This window comes from Actinomyces sp. 432 (genome assembly GCF_009930875.1).
In the GTDB taxonomy this organism is placed as follows: domain Bacteria; phylum Actinomycetota; class Actinomycetes; order Actinomycetales; family Actinomycetaceae; genus Actinomyces.
The window spans coordinates 3101217-3120038 of record NZ_CP025249.1; the positions used below are offsets into that span (position 1 = coordinate 3101217).

Annotated in this window: 10 protein-coding genes and 1 pseudogene; 6 read left to right on the forward strand and 5 right to left on the reverse strand. The window is 68.7% G+C overall.

Going from position 1 to position 18822, the window contains the following annotated elements; genetic code table 11:
- Positions 1-8 precede the first annotated feature (8 nt).
- From CWT12_RS14430 to CWT12_RS13150, 3 genes are all read right to left on the reverse strand, one after another.
- Positions 9-4430, reverse strand: coding sequence for a type ISP restriction/modification enzyme (locus CWT12_RS14430; protein WP_337247932.1), 4422 nt, complete (start codon positions 4428-4430; stop codon positions 9-11).
- 8 nt (positions 4431-4438) lie between these two features.
- A complete protein-coding gene (locus CWT12_RS14435; RefSeq protein ID WP_272927756.1) occupies positions 4439-5110 on the reverse strand; it encodes a restriction endonuclease in 672 nt (223 codons plus the stop codon).
- A gap of 212 nt (positions 5111-5322) precedes the next feature.
- Positions 5323-5970 carry a hypothetical protein gene (locus CWT12_RS13150; protein WP_161925176.1) on the reverse strand — a complete coding sequence of 216 codons (648 nt, stop codon included), beginning with the start codon at positions 5968-5970 and terminating at the stop codon, positions 5323-5325.
- A gap of 339 nt (positions 5971-6309) precedes the next feature.
- Here CWT12_RS13150 and CWT12_RS13155 point away from each other — a divergent pair, with 339 nt between their 5' ends.
- Together CWT12_RS13155 and CWT12_RS13160 are read left to right on the forward strand one after the other, a co-directional pair.
- Positions 6310-6654 carry a hypothetical protein gene (locus tag CWT12_RS13155; RefSeq protein WP_161925177.1) on the forward strand — a complete coding sequence of 115 codons (345 nt, stop codon included), beginning with the start codon at positions 6310-6312 and terminating at the stop codon, positions 6652-6654.
- A gap of 40 nt (positions 6655-6694) precedes the next feature.
- Entirely contained in the window at positions 6695-8131 is a 1437-nt protein-coding gene (locus CWT12_RS13160; RefSeq protein WP_161925178.1) for an ATP-binding protein, read from the forward strand.
- A gap of 700 nt (positions 8132-8831) precedes the next feature.
- Here the strand turns inward: CWT12_RS13160 and CWT12_RS13165 are convergent.
- Positions 8832-9827 (reverse strand): hypothetical protein, encoded by a 996-nt coding sequence (locus CWT12_RS13165; protein WP_161925179.1) that lies wholly within the window; start codon positions 9825-9827, stop codon positions 8832-8834.
- A 313-nt stretch (positions 9828-10140) separates the two neighbouring features.
- On the opposite strand from CWT12_RS13165, the pseudogene CWT12_RS13170 reads away from it, so the two are divergent.
- Positions 10141-11486, forward strand: a pseudogene (locus CWT12_RS13170) (integrase core domain-containing protein).
- A 392-nt stretch (positions 11487-11878) separates the two neighbouring features.
- On the opposite strand, the gene CWT12_RS13175 reads toward CWT12_RS13170, so the two are convergent.
- A complete protein-coding gene (locus CWT12_RS13175) occupies positions 11879-13399 on the reverse strand; it encodes a CCA tRNA nucleotidyltransferase (protein ID WP_161925180.1) in 1521 nt (506 codons plus the stop codon).
- Between the two features lie 66 nt (positions 13400-13465).
- Here CWT12_RS13175 and CWT12_RS13180 point away from each other — a divergent pair, with 66 nt between their 5' ends.
- The 3 genes from CWT12_RS13180 to murJ are packed head-to-tail and all read left to right on the forward strand — an operon-like array spanning position 13466 to position 18686.
- Complete coding sequence (locus tag CWT12_RS13180) at positions 13466-13975, forward strand: NUDIX hydrolase (RefSeq protein WP_161925181.1); 510 nt, start codon at positions 13466-13468, stop codon at positions 13973-13975.
- Positions 13972-16491 carry a DUF6049 family protein gene (locus CWT12_RS13185; RefSeq protein WP_272927757.1) on the forward strand — a complete coding sequence of 840 codons (2520 nt, stop codon included), beginning with the start codon at positions 13972-13974 and terminating at the stop codon, positions 16489-16491. Before CWT12_RS13180 ends, CWT12_RS13185 begins: the two co-directional genes overlap by 4 nt.
- Positions 16488-18686: a murein biosynthesis integral membrane protein MurJ gene (gene murJ / locus CWT12_RS14210; protein WP_237564207.1), complete on the forward strand. Its 2199-nt coding sequence runs from the start codon at positions 16488-16490 to the stop codon at positions 18684-18686. The genes CWT12_RS13185 and murJ overlap by 4 nt, the downstream gene beginning before the upstream one ends.
- Positions 18687-18822 lie beyond the last annotated feature (136 nt).

The following is an 18822-nucleotide window of genomic DNA, read 5'->3' on the forward strand; positions in this document are numbered from 1 at the left end:
GGGTGCGGTCAGTCGCGCACGTCCAGCGGGGGCAGGGAGTTCACGATCTGCTGCGTGCGCACGGAGACAGTGGTGACGCGGGCGATGAGGTCGAGGAGGTTGCGGGGCTGAGGCCCCGCCATGTTCCCCTGGCCCGCACCCTCGGCCATCCAGTCGTTGGGGTCGTTGACGATGCCGGAGGCCTTGTCGGTCTTCACCTGGTAGCGGTCGATGAGCCAGTCCAGGCCGCTGCGCGAGCCCAGCAGGTAGTCCTGCGCCGCCTCCGGGATGCCCGAGATGGTCACGTGCTCGTTGTAGACGATGCTGGTCTTGTCGGCGACCGGATTGCCGTCCGCCCGGGTCTTGGCGTAGCGCAGCTTGGTTACGTGCAGCAGCGCCGGGTCAATCCGGTCGCGCTCCGCCCACGGCACCTCCTTCCCGTCAACGGTCACGGTCAGCTCCCACGGCTCCACGGTCTCGTAGTCCAGGTGGAGGTCGGCCAGCCCGCGCCCCGCGGTGGCGATGGCGACGAAGTCCGCGCGGGAGGCGACCAGCGGGATGCGCGGCAGGGACTTCTTCAGGTCCGCGCCGTAGCGGCTGCGGTAGTCGGGCGAGTGCAGCAGCCCGTATACGTAGTAGAAGACGTCATCCTTGCTGACCGTCGGCCCGTAGGCCTCCCGGTAGGCGTGCAGGGTGGCGTCAGTGATGTTGTCCACGCGCCGGTAGCCGCCGATCACCTCACCCGCGACCTCGCCGTCCAGGCTCCCGCCCTCATCGCCGACGACGGCGCCCGCAGTCAGGTCGAGCATGCCCGCGTCCCGGGCGGGCTGGTCGACCGGCTCCCAGGTCCAGCGCGGGAAGAACTGGCCACCGCTACCCGCTCCGGTGACATGCAGATTCGGTACTCGATCAGTCATCAGCGCCGAGAACGGAACGGCGGACGCTTGACCAACTATGTAGAACCCCAGATTGTCGTGCGCCGGCGTGGGGAAGTAGCGGTGCAGGACTGCCGGGAGGTAGATGATCCCGTCGGAGGCGTTCAGCCACTGCTTACAGAAGGGCCGGTAGAGACCTATGTAGGTGGCGTGCGCGTTATAGTGAATAACACGGTCCTTTTCCGCAGACCGGTATAGATCGCGAGTCCACTTGATCTGGGTCTCGTCCGTGGTGACCAGGTCCTTAGCCGCAACACCCGCGGACAACTCGGTGGCATGATCGCTGTGGATGCGCTGCCGCTCGGCGTTATAAGTACCGATGAGACGCTGGCAGGATTCCCGCAGAGTCGCCGCGGAGAAGTTGTACACCCAGGCGTCGCGTCCGGTTTCGACTCCACGCGAGTACGATCCGAAAACCGGTGCCTGCCCCTCACCGATTGACTGCCAGCTTCCGTAGCGGGGGTCGCGCTGGTTGATCCAGTCGCCGGCGGCGTTGGGAGTGATCACCTCCCAGTTCATGGCCTCAATGCGCGAGCCGCCCACGATGCGCAGCTTGTCCTCGCGGCTCAGGTAGTCGCCGATGTCCCGGTAGTGCAGTACCGCCGGCCCGCTGTGGGCGGGGTCCTTCACCAAGAAGGTAATCGCGACGGTCGCGCGCGAGCCGCCTCCGAATACCTTCCCTCCCTCGCGCCGCGAGAGTTCCCCCGCGGTGCGCTGATTACCCCGCAGGTTGAACACGTAAATGTGCGCGAACTCCTCGGCCAGGCTGAGCCGCACGCCGTCGGCGGTGTTGGCATCAATAAAGCCGCCGTTGGTGACGAAGCCGATCACCCCAGCGTCGCCCAGCCGGTCGGTGGCCCAGCGGATCGCCCGCAGGTAGGAGTCGTACAGGGAGTTCTTGTTGGTGCCCGTGGAGCGGGCCGCATAGGTTTCGGCGATCCGCCGGTCCAGGTCCGGATAGCGCTGGTTGGCGTTGTTGTCATTGGCAGACTCCTGCCCCACCGAGTACGGCGGGTTGGCGACGATCAGCCGAATGTCGAGCTTGCGCTGGGCGGCGGCGCGGTCGTTGTTGGCCACGAAGAAGCTCGTGTCCAGGGTGCCCTCGCCCTCACTCATCTGGAAGGTGTCGGCCAGCACGATCCCGTCGAAGGGCACATAGCCGCCGTCGTCCGCTCCCTGCGCCCCGGCACCGGCGTCGTTCCCAGCCTGCTGCGCCTGCCCGAGCAGGTCGCGGTAGGCGACCTCAATGTTCGCCGTCGCGATGTAGTAGGCCAGCAGCAGGATCTCGTTGGCGTGCAGCTCACTGGCGTACTTGCGCGCCAGGTCGGCCGGGGCGATCAGCCCGGACTGTAGCAGGCGCACAATGAAGGTGCCGGTACCGGTGAAGGGGTCCAGCACGTGCACACCCGCGTCGGTGACACCCCTCCCGAAGTGCTCACGGGACAGGTGGTCCACGCTGCGCAGAATGAAGTCGACGATCTCCACCGGCGTGTACACGATCCCCAGGGACTTCGCCGTCTTGGCGAAGGCCTGGGAGAAGAACTTCTCATACAGCTCGGTGATGATGCGCTGCTTGCCCTCGGCGTTGTCGATGCCGGCGCAGCGCTCACGCACGGAGGTGTAGAAGCCCTCAAGCTCCTCGGTCTCCGCCTCCAGGTTGGCGCCGTCGAGCACGCGCAGCATCCGCCCCATCACCTGGGCCACCGGGTTGGTGGCGGAGAAGTCGTAGCCATCGAATACGGCGTCGAACACCGGCTTGGTGACCAGGTGCTGGGAGAGCATGTCGATCGCTGAGTCCGGGGTGATCGAGTCGTTGAGATTGGCTCGCAGGGCGTCGAGGAAGTGCGCGAACTCCGGGGCGACCGCCGGGTCCGCCACCCGCTGCTCCAGGCGGGCGCGGTGGCGGGCGGCAATCTTGGCGACATCCTTGGCCCACTGCTCCCAGTAGCGGCGGCTGCCGACCTTCTGGACCAGGCGCGCGTAGATCGCCTCCTTCCACTTGCCCAGTGACGCCAGGTCGAAGGCCGCCTGCTCACCCAGGTCTGCCGCGTCGTCGTCGGGATCGTAGGCGGGCGTGCCGAAGGGATCGATGATGGCGACCTTGTCCGGCTTGGAGCGGTTGAGGTCGATCTTGTTGACCATGGCGTCGAAGCGCTCGTCATGCGCGCGCAGCGCCTGCAGCACCTCCCACACCACGCGGAAGGTGTCATTGTCAGCCAGCACGTCCTCCGGGGCCATGCCCGTGGGAATAGCCACCGGCAGGATGATGTAGCCGTAGCGCTTGCCCGGGGCCAGCCGCATGACCCGCCCCACGGACTGCACAATGTCCACCTGGGACTTGCGCGGCGATAGGAACATGACCGCATCCAGGGCGGGCACGTCCACGCCCTCACTCAGGCAGCGGGCATTGGACAGCACCCGGCAGGACACCGCACCGTCGGCGTCGTCCTCACCGCCACCGGATCCCTGGCTGCTATCGGCGCCCGACGACAACGCTACCGGCTCGACCGTAGTCTCGCCGGAGAGCCAGCCCAGCAGGCGGTTTCGCTCCATGATGTTCATGGAGCCATCCACGTGCCTGACCTCGACCGACCCCAGCCGCCGCTGCAACCCGGCATCATCGCCGCCCGCCGGAGCGACGGCGTCGTCCCGCTCGGGCAGGCCGCTGCGGTAGTCCTCGGCGACGTCGTTGAAGGATGCGGCGAAGCGCTTGGAGCTTCTGATGTCCCGGGCGAAGGCGACGGCGGTGCGCATGGGCTGAACGTCCGAGCCGTACTCGGACAGGTTAACGGAGCGCTTGGCCAGTGCGTTCCAGCAGCCGACGATGCGGGCGGCGTCGTCCAGGGTGAGCTCGCCGTTGCGCGCAAGGGAGGACTGCATGCGGGAGGCGACGGCGTCCTCGGAGACGGTCAGGACCAGTACCTTGTAGTCGGTGAGCAGGTTGCGGGAGACCGCCTCGCCGAAGCCCAGGCGGAAGAGCTCCTCGCCGTAAGTGTCGGCGTCGTCCATGGAGGCGAGCACCGCGTTCTTCTGGCCGGCGCGCGCCTTGGTGGAGTCGTCGTAGATGCGGGGAGTCGCCGTCATGTACAGGCGCTTGCGGCCACGTAGGTAGGCGTCGTCGTGGACGCGGACGAAGGCGGACTCGTCCGCTCCGGCGAGCGTGGCGCCGGTGGTGCGGTGGGCCTCGTCGCAGATGATCAGGTCGAAGTCTGGGGCCCCGAGTTCCTGCGCCCGGGCGACGACGTCGATGGACTGGTAGGTGGAGAAGACCACCGTCATGGGGGTCACGCCGTCGACGGGGGCGGCGGGCCGGGTGAGCCGACGGGCGAGGGCCTCGGCGTCGGTGGTGGCAGGGATCGCCAGGTCGACCACCGAGATGTCCTCGCTCAAGTTGGTCTTGCCGCGGCTCTTGCCGACCTTGTTGTCTGAGCAGGCCGCGAAGGACCGCAGCGGCTCCTGGGCCTCCGCGCTCCACTCAAGCAGCGTCTGCGACAGCAGCGCAATGGAGGGAACCAGGAATAGGGCTACCCCCCCCCGCCGCTTCCAGCCATGGCCTCGGCAATGCGCAGCGAGGTGAAGGTCTTACCGGTGCCGCAGGCCATAATGAGTTTACCGCGGTCGGCCGTGGCGAGCCCCTGGGTCACCGCGTCCAGTGCGCGGCGCTGGTGCTCGCGCAGCGTCTTACGGCCAGCGCGCTCCATTACCTCGGGGGTGGCGAGGTTGAACTTGTCCCAGTCGATGGTGGAGTTGAACAAGTCCCTCAAACCGATACGGGATACCGGGACGGCCTGGTTCTCCACGGTGGCTGCGGCCGCGGAGTTCCACTTGTCGGTGGTTGACACGAACAGACGCGAGCTGAACTCGCCTGTGCCCGACTCAGCCAGGAAGGAGTCGACGTCGCCCTTAGTGACCTGGGACTGCGGGTCATAGAACTTGCACTGCACCGCGCACAGGTCACCGGTGTCGCGCTCGCGGGCCACCAGGTCGACGCCGCGGTCCGGGCGGGCGCCGCGCCCCGGCCAGTCCTTCCACATCCAGACCTCGTCAAAGCGCTCGGCATAGCGGGGGTCGGTCAGGAGGAACTGCCGGACCAGGCGTTCGAAGCTCGTGCCCTTGCCCCGCTGCGTCTGCGCATTGAAGTACAACTCGTCAAGGAGGGCTGCGACGCGGGACTGGTTCTCGGGCGACTGGCTCACGCAGGGCAGCATAGGCGTGGCGAGCAGCGAGCGGGCGTGTTCCGGTCTACAAACTCGGGCTGCGCTCGTCGACGGGCACACGTTGGGTGGATGCAAGCACCATGGCCCATCGCAACCGTATTCAGAGCATGACTCGGCTCACCGACATCAGTCATCCCGAACTCGGAACCGAGACCATCCTGCCGTCGTCGACCGCCTGATCGCCTAGGCGGTCAAGACTGATTCTCCCAATGGGAGCGGAGGAACCGCTTCTTCCCGTAGAAGTTGATCTGGTGATCGCCCCACCAGGAGAGGAACTCCTCTGCGGTCTCACCGTTGTGCTCTAATTCGAAGGCGCTATCGAAGGATGCGATAACGCCGTCGGTGGCCTCCGCGAGCGCCGCCGCGGCCAGACCGTAACCGGTCGATGCAACGGCCGGCCCAGCGGCGTTGCGGTACTCGCTCCAGTAGTGCCGACGTGCGTCGATCAGGTCAAGCGTCTCCGGGGCGAGCCGGTGGGCTAGCTCGGGAAGCAAGCCCCAGCGTCCGATGAACGAGGGGTAGGCGAGGGCATCGGGATCGTCTTCGTAGATGAGGTCGTCATCGTCGCGCACAAGGCACTCCGGCCACGAGTTGCTATCCCAGACACCGTTGAGCCAGTATCCGAATCCAATCTCCAAACCCGGCGTCCAGCGCACGTCGGGCGGGACCATGCGCAGTTCCTCGCCCCGCTCCCGCGGATAGCAGGCAGTCACGTCAAGGGTCGAGTCGATGCCGTGCCTGGCCAGGAGCTCACGAAACAGCTCCTCGGTTCGCGCCCGAGTCTGGTGCACCAGCGGGAAGACATCCGTCGTGGAGTAGACGTCGATCGTCGTTGACATGCAGAGAGCATACAAATGCCGACTGACATGAATAGTAGGCACCAGTGCCGTCGCCCTCCATACGCTGAATCGCCGTGCCCCGTGCCGACTCGGGGTCTGACATCTACTACGCCGGTTCGGGGTTAACAACGCCAGTTAACGGCCTGATGTATACCTCCCAGCCCTTCAGCAGGCCGTTAAGTAGCGTTGTTAACGGGGAAGTGGCGTTGCAGACGAGAAGAGCGAGTCCCTGTCAGCTCGTAGATCAGGTTGGTTGCCGACACCACCCACCCCGACGCTTCCTGCGCATGCTCAAGCGCACCATGACGTGGTCCAAACGCGGCACCTCTACGGGCGCGGGTGAGCCTCGGCGCCTTCATTGCTGCCGACCACCTCGCCGGAAGCACGTCCACGACGCTTAACGCCACACTTACCTCCCCCGGCGGCCGGTGGGCCGAGGTCGAGGTGACATCGGGCAGCTCCCAGATCGAGAAGGGCGCCCGCTCACTGGCCCGCACCATGCAGCAGATTGACACCTCTGTGGTCGGGAAGCCGGTACTCAAGCCGGTGACCACCGGCACCGGCACGACGGAAACCCTGCCGAACGCCCTCAACCCTGACACAGAACGCCCTGGGCCACCGCGCACCGCCCAGCCCCGAATCAACTTCGCACTTAACTTCACAACTTACTTCACACACTGTTAAGATAGTTGCGAAGTGTGAAGAAGGTAGGACGCAGCAGCCCATGGACTCCGAGCAACTCTCCACCATCGTCGACCAGCTCCGGGTCATCGGCACCGACCAGCAGGTGCTCGAGGTCAAGTCGAGCGTCGGCAAGGACATTCGTGCCACCCTCAGTGCCTTCTCCAACTCCGCAGGAGGCACCATCCTCATCGGTCTCGACGAGGCACAGGACTTCGCCCCCGTCCCGCACTTCGACGCCGCCCGCACCCGGAACCAGCTCGTTGCCCGTTGCGAGCAGATGACCCCGGTAGTCCGTCCCCTCATTGAGATCGTCTTACTGGGTAAGGCTCCTGTCGTAGTCGCCACGATCCCGGAGATCGAGCCGCGCCACAAGCCCTGTTACGTCACTGACCAGGGGCAATACGGCGGCTCCTACACCAGATCGGGCGACGGCGACCATCGCATGACCCAATACGAGGTTGAAAGGCTCCTGGAAGAGCACACTCAGCCGCGGTGGGATGAGGAAGTGGTGCCCGACGCCACCCTCAACGACCTCGCCGACGACGCCCTGGGGGCCTTCCTTGATGGTCAACAGACCCTCCGCCCCAAGACTTTCGCCGACGGCGACGACACTGCCCGTGAACGCCTGCGCATAACCCGGGACGGGCGCCCCACCCTCGCGGCGCTACTGGCGTTTGGAGAGTATCCGCAGCAGTTCTTCCCAAGATTGACCGTCACCTTCGCCGTGTTCCCCGGTACCGACCGGGGCAGCGTCACCGAGGGCGTGCGCCTGCTCGACAGCGCCACTCTGACCGGTCCGATTCCGGAACTCGTCGAATCCGCCGTCGACGCCGTTCGTCGCAATATGCGCACGGCCGGCCTGATCGGGGATACCTTCCGCACGGATATGCCCGACTACCCACTAGTCGCCGTGCGTGAGGCCGTGGTCAACGCCCTCATGCACCGGGACTACTCGCCGGCCGCGCGCGGCGCACAGGTACAGGTCAGCATGTTCGTCGACCGGCTCGAGATCATGAACCCGGGCGGTCTATACGGCGCCGTCACGGTAGAGACCTTGGGCCAAGCTGGTGTGAGCACAAGCCGCAACCAGCGCTTGTCAACCCTATTGGAGTCCACCACCTTCCCCAATGGTGGTGCCGTGGCCGAAAACCGCGGTACCGGAATCGCGGTCATCCGGCACGCCCTTGCCGAGGCCCTCCTGCCGCCGCCCGAAATCAAGAGCTCGGTCACCAGCTTCACCATCACACTCCGACGCCGGCGCGTCGTGCCAAGGGAGCGGAACGCACCCGCTCGAGACCGTATCGCCGATTACCTCACCAAGCATGAGAGCGCCTCGGCCGCCGAACTCGCCGAGACCTTCACCCTCAGCCGCAGCACCATCCAGAACGCCCTGAGGGGATTGATTGCCGACGGGACAGTGGAGGCGACCGAACCTCCGCGTAGCCCGAAGCAGCGCTACCGCTTGGCACGCCAGTAACGTCACGCTTAACTTCACAGGGTGTGAAGTTGGGCGTGAAGTTGACTGGTAAGTCCGGCATCAACGCCGTTCGACCCAGCCAGCCGCCTCCATTCAGTCCGCGAACCTCCGCCTTCCGCCTCACTTACCGCATGGACACGCGGGACTCATTGGGTCATGACTACCTGCCCGCGTCGTCGACGCCCAGCTTGGCCGCACCGTGCAGCAGATTGACACCTCCGTGGTCGGGGAGCCGGTCCTCAAGCTGGTGGTCACCGGCACCGGCCCGTCGCCGCCCGGCCGGCCCGTCCCAGCCGCGAGGGCGTTTGCTACGCCGGTTCGGGGTTAACAACGCCAGTTAACGGCCTGCTGTATACCTCCCAGCCCTTCAGCAGGCCGTTAAGTAGCGTTGTTAACGGGAAAGGGGCGTAGCAGACGACAAGAGCGCATCCTCCAGCAAGTGGCCCAGGGCTAACACCGTCGCCGACGCCGCAACCGCCACCCGCTACAGGCCACCCGTCTCGCCGCCTACCGCATGCCGCCGCCTGGGGTTGTGCCCTCCTCCAGGGGGGTGAGGCAGGGAACCGGACCGCATACACCAAGAGAGCGCCGCCCCTTCACGACACGACCAGGGGATGGCGCAGGGAACCGGGCCGCATACACCCGGCGCTTGCGGCTCGCCCCTTAGGCTGATGCGGGACATCACCACCGATCCGCACCCCTACAGCCACAGGTCACGACGCCGTCGCACCCCGCGCGCGCTCTCCGGCGGAAACAGGCTCTCCACCCGCCGCACTAGCCGCTCGGGATCGGCCAGCTCCCGCCACTCGAAGCGATGCACCGTCCACCCGCCGCGGCGCAGCACCATCTCCCGCTGCTTCTCCGCGCGCACGTCCGCCGACGTCGCCAGCTTGCCGTAGCCGTCGAACTCCAGGTCGACCATGGCGCTGTCCACAGCGACGTCGAGGAAGTACTCGCGCGCATCGTCGCCGATCCAGCGCCGCTGTGTCACCGGTTCGGGCACCCCGGCCACATCTACCGTCCAGCGCAACACGCTCTCACCCGGCGACTCCGCGAAAGGATCCGCCCGCTCCACCGCCACCCTGGCGCGGCGCTTTCCGTGGCGCTGGCCCTGGCCCTCCACCATGCGCATCAGCCGCTCGCGCGCCGCATCGACCTCCATCTCGCCGTAGCAGCGCCGGTTGAAGCGATCGGGTCTGCACACCACCCGCAGGGCGGCATCCACCACAGGCAGTGACTCGCGCACCGGCAGGTCGAAGGCGCAGTCCATGGCTGTGCGCAGCGGCGTGGTCACCCGCAGCCCGCCCACATTGATGACCTCCTCCGGCGGTGGCGCGGTCGTCGAACGCAACAGCTTCACCGACCGACCACGACGTCGACCCTCCGGAGGCCCATACATGACCGTCGGGAGGACAAGGGTGCTACGCGACCGGTTCCCGGGCACAGCCAGGCGGACGTTCGGCTCCGACTCCAGAATGGGCAGGCCCAGCACCACCGCTGCGGCTTCGTGGGTCAGGGCGATTGCCGACGGCGACACTCGCAGCGCCGCCTCGCAGCGCGCCAGCGTGACGAGCTGCTTCAGGCGCCAGGTCGGTGTGTCGCTGCCGGGAACGGTCATGTAGCAGCCGCGCGCCACCCGTATTAGATCCCGCCGACCGGCCAGGTCCCCGTCGGAGCGGTCGGCAGTGAATTGCATCCGGGGACGCTCCGGCGGCGTCGGGTAGTGCTGCATGCCAGCAGGATTGCCTCAGTCCGACGGCGGTGCCACCGCGCCCCACGAGCTCTGTGGACAGGGGTGCCGCGAACGTTGCCTGTGGACGCCGGTGAGAGGTCGGTGGCGGTGGCGGGCCGGTGATGGCCCGGTCGAGCGCCACGCACTCCACCGAAAGTCGCCCAGTTGCGGGCGCCGCGCGCCGTGTTATGTCTCAGGACATCGGTGACAGTTCTGCCTCAGGACATCGGTGACAGTTCGGGGTTATTGGTGGTGACAGTTCGGCTGTGATGGGCCGGTGAGTAATGATCCTGTTGACCCGCGTATCAGACTTGCGATTGCTCAGTGGCCCGACGACGCCCCGCGTGGTGCGGTGACCTCGTTTTGCGCCGAGCACGCCATCCGCCGCAACACCTTCTACAAGCTGCGACGCAGGGCCGTCGAGCTGGGGCAGGCCGCTGTCCTCGAGCCGCTGTCCAGGCGTCCGAGGTCTAGCCCAGCCGCCTTAGGCCAGGACATCAAGGACCAGGCGGTGGCGGTGCGCGCCTCGATGGCGTCCTCCGGCCTGGACCACGGGCCGGTATCGGTTCATGACAAGATGGTGGCGATGGGACTGGACGCGCCCTCGCCGGCAGCTCTGGCGCGCATCTTCCGCCAACGGGGCGTGGCAAGACGCGAGCCGCACAAGCGGCCTAGGTCTGCGTGGAGGCGGTTCGTCTACCCCGCCCCGAACGCCTGCTGGCAGACGGGGCGCCACCGAGTACGTCCTCGCCGGAGGACGCAAGTGCGTCGTATTCCAGCTCATCGACGATCACTCCCGCCTGGCGGTGGCGTGGCTGGTCGCCTGGTCGCAGAACCAGCGATGCTGCTATCGCGGTTTTCGACCGGGCCGTCGCCCGCTACGGGGTGCCCCAGCGGCTATTGACCGACAACGGTGCTGCTGTGAACCCCACCAGGCGGGGCATGCAGGGCGCGCTGGTAGAGCACATCAAGACTCTTGGGGTTGATGCGATCACCGGCAAGCCGTACAAGCCAACCACTCAGGGTAAGAATGAGCGCTTCCACCAAACCCTGTTCCGCTACCTGGACAGCCAGCCCTTAGCCAAAGATCTCAAGGAGCTGCAGGCCCAGGTCGACGCCTTCGATCACCTGTACAACAACGAGCGCCCCCACCAGGGCCTGCCCGGGCGCATCACCCCGGCCCAGGCATGGCAGGCCACCCCCGTCGCCGCTCCACCGCGCCCCGACCCCGCGCGTGATGAGCCGGTGATCCCTGGAGGCCCACCGGACCCGAGCGCCGCGGTCGCACAGCAGGCCCTGGACGACTACGAAGTCCTGGCCGACAAGGGGCGCCGCAGCCGGTCCCGGCTCGGCGAGCAGGGCGAGCGGGCCAAGACGATCGCATCCAACGGCACCGTCACGATCGCTAACACCTCGTTCCTGGTCTCCAGGAAACGTGCCGGCCAACAGGTCACCGCCTGCTGGGACGCCACCGCTATCCGGTTCGTCGACACCGACGGCGAGGTCATCACCAGTTACCCCTGGCCCGACCCAGCCACCAGGTACGTCAGCCACCACGACCCCAGCACACGCTCCAACCGCGGCAGACCCCGAAAACAACCACAAGTGTCACCGATGTCCTGACACACCAAGTGTCACCGATGTCCTGAGGCAGAACTGTCACCGATGTCCTGAGACATCACAGGGCGCCGCGCGCCGCCCAGCCCTCGACACGTCCCCGCACGCCCCAACCGGCCCGGCACGGCGCAGCCGCGAGGGCGTTTGCTACGCCGGTTCGGGGTTAACAACGCCAGTTAACGGCCTGCTGTATACCTCCCAGCCCTTCAGCAAGCCGTTAAGTAGCGTTGTTAACGGGAAAGGGGCGTAGCAGACGGCGCTGCGGGCACGATCGCCACTGCCGACAACGCCCGCCCCGGCCAACGCCAACTTCCCGCCACACACACCGACGCCGCACACCGCCAACGCCGCAAGCCGCCTCCCGCCGCAGGCCGCACACCACCGACGCCGCCCGCCGCCTACTTCGCGCCGCGCGCCGCCCACCAGGAGTGCAGTGCCTCGCGCGCCAGGTCCTCGCCCAGGGGTCCCTTCTCCATGCGCAGGTCCATGAGGAAGCGGTAGGCCTCGCCAACCACCGGCCCGGGCCCGACGCCGAGCTCTGCCATGATCTGCTTGCCGTCCAGGTCCGGGCGGATGGCGGCCAGCTCCTCCTCCGCGCGCAGCTGCGCGATGCGGGCCTCCAGGTCGTCGTAGGCCGCGTCCAGCATGTGGGCCTTGCGCTTGTTCCGGGTGGTCACGTCCGCGCGGGTCAGCCGGTGCAGCCGCTCCAGCAGCGGCCCGGCGTCGGCCACGTACCGGCGCACCGCGGAGTCGGACCAGGCGGCGTCGGCGTAGCCGTGGAAGCGCAGGTGCAGCTCCACCAGCCGGGAGACGTCCTTGATGGTCTGCTTGTCGAAGCGCAGTTTCCGCATGCGCTTGGCCGTCATGCGGGCGCCGACGTGGTCGTGCCCGTGGAAGGTGACGGTGCCGTCACGCAGGAAGCGGCGGGTGGCGGGCTTGCCGATGTCGTGGAAGATCGCCGCCAGCCGCAGCGTGAGGTCAGGGCCGGGGACGGGCCCGTCTGGCCCGGTCTCCAGGTCGATGGCCTGCTCCAGCACCGTCAGGGTGTGCTCGTAGACGTCCTTGTGGCGCTTGTGCTCGTCGACGGTCTCCTGCAGGGCGGCCAGCTCGGGCAGCACCACGTCGGCCACCCCGGTGTGCACCATGAGCTCCAGCCCGCGGCGCGGCCAGGGCGCCAGCAGCAGCCGCTCCAGCTCGGCGCGCACCCGCTCGGCGGAGACGATCTCCAGCCGTGGCGCCATATCGGTCATGGCGGCCAGCACGTCGGGCTCGACGTCGAATCCCAGTTGGGCGGCAAAACGTGCGGCCCGCATGATCCGCAGCGGGTCGTCATCGAAGGACTGCTCGGCGGCCACCGGGGTGCGCAGCACGCCCGCCCGCAGGTCCTCGAGGCCACCGTGGGGGTCGACCAGTTCCAGCTCCGGCAGCCGCAGCGCCATGGCGTTGACGGTGAAGTCGCGGCGGGTGAGGTCACCCACAAGGCTGTCGCCGTAGGCGACGGCGGGCTTGCGGGAGCCGGTCTCGTACTCCTCGGTGCGGTAGGTGGTGACCTCCACGATGTCATCACCCTTGCGGGCCCCGATGGTGCCGAAGGCCTTGCCGACGTCCCAGCAGGCGTCGCCCCAGGCCTTCATGATCGCTTCGGTCTGCTCGGGGCGGGCAGAGGTGGCGCAGTCCAGGTCATGCGGAACGACGCCGAGGAAGGCGTCACGCACCGGCCCACCGACCAGTGCGAGTTCATGTCCGGCGTCGGCGAAGCGCCGACCCAGCTCGTGCAGCGAGTCCGGCAGGGCGCGCAGGGCCCGGCGGGCGGTGGGGGTCAGGCCGTCGGCGTCGGGGCGCTCGGCGGGGACGACGGCGGTGCGGCGCTCCGTACGGGAGGCGGGCGTGGTGGCGGGGGCGGTCGGGCGGTCGGTCATCGGCCTAAGCCTGCCACGCGGAACGCAAGCAAGCCGATCGGCGGGCAGACCGCCTAGAGTGTCCCTATGTCCTCCCACCGCTCACGTATGCCCCGCGCCGGCAACCGGCCGCGGCGCACGACCGCGCGCTCGCTGCCCGTGGTCGATGAGACGAGCGCCGGCGGGCTGATCATCGACGTGCAGGACGGGAAGGCCGTCACGGCCGTGATTGCGCGCCGTAACCGGGGAGGACGCCTGGAGTGGTGCCTGCCGAAGGGGCACCTGGAGGGCACGGAGACCGCCGAGGAGGCGGCCGTGCGGGAGATCGCGGAGGAGACCGGCATCACGGGCCGGGTACTGCGTCACCTGGCCACCGTTGACTACTGGTTCGCCGGTGAGGACCACCGCGTGCACAAGGTCGTCCACCACTTCCTGCTGGAGGCGCTGTGCGGCGATCTCACCACCGAGAACGATCCCGACCATGAGGCGGAGGACGTCGAGTGGGTGACCCTGGATGACGTCGCCCGCCGCCTGGCTTACCCCAATGAGCGCCGGATCGTTGCGGCCGCCAGGGAGATCCTGGTGGGTGAGGGGTGAGGTCCGCCGGGTCTGTCCGCCACCCGCCGCGCCGGCACGCCCCCCGGCGGGTTTTGACGGCACTGGTGTCCGTCCTGCTGGCCGCGCTTGTGATGGTGGGCGCGCCCGCCCTGTCTGCGGCGCGCGCGGCTCCGGTCGCGGGCGGGGAGGAGGTGTCGGTGGGCGGCCCCGGCGCCGGGATCATCATGGGCCAGGGGGCGCTGCCCGCCGCCTCACTTGGCGCGGCCCGCTCCGATGTCACCGACTCCGCCCAGGACGCCGTCTCCGGGCGCGTCGTCCTGTCTGTCACGGGGCTGGCTCCGGAGGTCGTGGGAACGGGCGAGGACATCACCGTCAGCGGCACGATCACTAATGGCACCGATCAGCCGATCAGTGACGTCGCCCTGGTGGTGCAGATGCAGTCGCGCACCGAGGTGACGACGGCGGGGCTGGCCTCCTGGCTGGGCGATGAGCAGGACACTCCGCTGGTCACTGTCGCCCAGCAGGCCCTGGCGGCGGACGTCGCCCCGGGGACGGCGCAGTCCTTCCGGGTGACGGTGCGCGCTGACGACCTTCCGCTGGAGGATACCGACCAGTGGGGTCCGCGGGGCGTGCAGGTGGCGCTGATTCAGGGTTATACGACTGTCACCGAGGATCGCACCATCCTGCTGTGGGATCCGGGCGTGCGCGTCAGTCCCACCCGGGTGACGGTATTCGTGCCGGTGACGGCCTCGCCGGAGGAACTGCTGGCGCTGACCGCCGCCACCCGCGGCACGCAGGAGGAGCCGCCCGCCGCGCAGTCGCCCTCCCCGAGCGCGACTGCCGACCCCTCCGGGGGCGCCGCCGACCAGGCGGGCGCACCGGCCGCGGACTCCGGCACCCCTGACGCGGCCGACGCCGCCCCCGGCCCCACCGCTCCACCCGCATCCGTCCCCGATCCTGAAGCCACCGCTGCCTCCCCAAAGGCCACGGCCACAGTCTCCGCCAGTGCGGACGCTGCCGGCACCGGGGGTGCGCAGCCACGGGCCGGCCAGCCACTGACCGCCCTGCGCGAGCGCGTGCTGGGGCTGCTGGGCCTGGCCGACGACGGCGTGGTCCTGGCGGTGGACCCGGCCCTGCTCGCAGCACTAGGCCTGGATTCCATTCCGGCAAACGCAACCGCCTCACCCGGTGCGACACCCTCTGCCGGCGCCGCGAGCGCCGCAGCGCAGACCGCGCCCGCGGCGACCGATGCCGACCGCCTGCGCAATGCTCTCGCTGCCGCCCTGCAGGCCGGCGACGTGGTGGTCCTGCCCTGGGCCGATGCCGACTTGTCCGGCCTGGCACACCTGGGTGAGACCGAGCTGATCGAGTCCGCCTTGGAGCGAGCCGCGGACTCCGCGGCGGCACAGGCCGGCGCCGGCACTGATGCGGTCTGGTCGGCCGGCGCCCTGGACGCCACCACGCTGGCGTCCCTGCCCGACTCCGTAACCACCGTGGTGGCCGAGCCCGGTGACGCGGAAGTCGCCGAGGACCTGACCTACACGCCCTCGGGCACCATGACGCTTGATGGCCGCACTGTGCTCATACCGGAGGAGGGCCTGTCCGCCGCGGCCGGGGGCCGCCTGCTCACCGGCCAGGGAGATGCGGAGCTTTCCGTGCTCGATGCCGTCCAGCTGCTGCGCGGCCAGGCCGCCATCCTGACCCGCCAGGCGCCGGCTCTCAGCCGCGACATCGTCGTGGCCGTGTCCCGCGCGGATGCCGCGGGCACCGCGCCGGAGGTGCTCCGCGAGCGCCTGGCCGCCCTTACCGGTTCCGCCTGGACCGAGGCGCAGGACCTTCCGGCCCTGGTGGCGTCTGCTGCCGACTCGGCTACCAACGGCGAGGAGGCGGTGCGCATGCCGCTGCCCGACTCCGCCAGCGGGGAGGGCGAGGTGACCGCGATGACCCTGGCGGCGGCCCGGGAGGCTGCCACCCGCCTGGAGTCGGTTGCGTCGATCCTGAGTGACCCGGACCGCGCCCTGGGCATGTCCTCGGATGTGGTCGCCCTGGCCGGATCGGCAACCTGGAGGGCCGACGAGGCCGCCTGCACCACCATGATCAGCCAGGCGCGCGCCCACGGTGAGGCGGTCACTCAGGCCCTGGCGGCGGCGCCGTCGAGCACCATCAACCTCATCGCCTCGGCCGCTGACCTGCCGGTGCGGATCGTCTCCTCCCTGGATCAGGACGTGACGGTCACGGTCCACCTGGAGTCCAGTTCCACGCGCCTGCAGATCGCCAAGGACGTCACGGTCACGGTGCCGGCCCGCGGGCAGGCGACGGCGAGCGTGCCGGTCACCGCGGTCGGTTCCGGCGACGTCGATCTGACCATTCAGCTGCGTTCCGACGACGGCGCAAGCGTCGGCACGCCCTCCACGGTCCACCTGCGGGTGCGGGCCGACTGGGAGAATGTGGGCACCCGCATCCTCAGCGCGGCGCTGGTGGTCCTTCTGGTTGCCGGCATTGTCCGGACCGTGCGCCGGGGACGCCGCACCGCCACACCCAGGGAGCGTAGATGAAGCAGGACGGGGCCGAGCCCCAGAACCCGAGCCCGGACGCGCAGGGACGTCAGGACGGCCCGCAGCGGCCGACGCCGTCGATTGCCCGCTCCAGCGCGGTTATGGCGGCGGGCACGCTGACCTCCCGCATTCTGGGGCTGGTGCGCAACGCACTGCTGATCTCCGCGCTGGGCGCCACCGCCTCCGGGGCCGCGGACGCCTTCAACACCGCCAACACGGTGCCCACGCAGCTGTACAACCTGCTGATCGGCGGCATCCTGAACGCGATCCTGGTGCCGCAGATCGTACGGGCCCTGCGGCAGCGCAACGGGGAGGAGCTGGTTAACCGGCTGCTGACGGCGGCGTCCCTGGTGATCGCGGGCGTGGCCGCCTTGCTGACCGTGGCCGCGCCGCTGGTGATCATGCTTTACGCCTCGGGCCTGGGTCGCTGGCAGCCGCTGGCCTTCGCCTTCGCGTTCTGGTGTATGCCGCAGATCTTCTTCTACGGCCTGTACGCCCTGTGGGGGCAGGTGCTCAACGCACGCTCCAGCTTCGGGCCGTACATGTGGTCGCCGGTGCTGAACAACATCATCTCCATCGCCTCGATCCTGGCGTACCTGCATATTTACGGCGGCTACACCACCGGTCAGGACCCGGGCATCTGGGACGCGGGCCGCATCGCCCTGATCGGGGCGACGACGACGCTCGGTATCGCCGCCCAGGCGCTGATCCTGTATATCCCGCTGGTCCGCTCGGGCTTCCGCCCCAGGATCATCTTCGGGGTGCGCGGCATGGGGCTGGGCAGCATGTCCAAGGTGGCACTGTGGGCGCTGCTGGGCACCGCGATCGTGTCACTGGGTGACCTGGCGGCCACGAACCTGGGTTCGCGGGCGGTTACGGCCGCCGAGTCCGCCGCCTACGCGGACGTGATCGTGCCGTCTACGACGATGTACGCCAACGCCCAGCTGGTGTACATGCTGCCGCAGTCACTGATCACCACCTCGATCATCACCGCCCTGTTCACCCGCATGAGTGAGAAGGCGGCGGCCGGGGACCGTGAGGGGGTGCGCGACGACCTGTCGCTGGGACTGCGCTCCATCGCGGTGTTCACGGTGCTGTTCGCCGCCGGTATTGCCACTTTGGCCGCCCCGGCGCTGCAAGTCTTCGTCCCCTCCCTGTCCCTGGAGCAGGCCAATGCCTCCGCCCCGATCCTGACGGTGCTGGCGATCGGCATTGTGGGGCAGGGCGTCTGGTTCACCATGCAGCGGGTCATGCTCGCTTACGCCGACACCAAGCGGCTGCTGATCGCCGACACGGTGGTGGGCGTCATCCCGATACTGGTCTGCCTGGGCGCCTACCTGCTGGCGCCGGCCAACCACTGGATGGTGTGGGCGGCGGTGGCCTCGGCCACCTGCCAGGTGGCCGGCTTCCTGATTCTGGTGCCGCTGATGCGCCGGCATCTGCCGGACCTGGACGGGCCCCGGGTGCTGGGAACCTATGCGCGGCTGATCCTTGCGGCCCTGCCCGCGGTGCTGGTGGGCCTGGGCGTGCGCCGCCTGCTGGGTCCCGCTGACGGCTCCCTGACCGGCACGCGGCCGGTCGACGCGCTGGTTACCGTACTGGTGGCGGCAACGGTGATGACGGTGGTCTACCTGGCCGGCGCGAAGCTGTTGCGGGTGCAGGAGCTGGACGTGTTCTTCAGTCCGCTCTCACGCATCGTCGTCAAGTGCGGCCGACTCCTGCCCGGGCCCGCGGGCACGGCGGTGGTGCGTGCGGGCCGCGCCCTGGCTCCGACGCCGTCGGCCCCCGGGCCGGCACCCTCCACGGTTGCCGAGCCCGAGCCCGCGCTGCCTCCGTCCTTCCCCCTGCTGCCCCTGCACTCCCGCAGGGAGCCCGCCAGACCTCCGCCCCGCCCCCGCCGCCCGCGAATATCGGTTTCGCCCCGGCCGCCGTCTGGCCCGCCGATCCGGCTAGACTCGCCTTCAACACGCAGGCGCTACCAGCAGTGGGAGGTGGCCTTATGGCGGACGCCACGCCGATCGGCTCCGGCCGGTATGAACTGCTGTCCACCATGCCGGCGACGCTGCCCGCATCGTGCGGCACCTGGGCCGCGACACGATTCTGGACCGTCCGGTCACCGTCCTGCTACTGACCGATGCCACTCCGCACCGCCGCGAGGTGCTGGAGGCGGCCACCCGCGCCGTCCTGGTGGATGACGCCCGCATCCAGCGCGTTTACGACGTGGAGGCGTCCACGCCGTCGTTCATCGTCACCGAGCCGATGACGGGCCGGACCTTCGCCGCCCTGGTCGGCGCGGGGCTGGACGCCGCCCAGGTGCGGGCGATCGTCGGT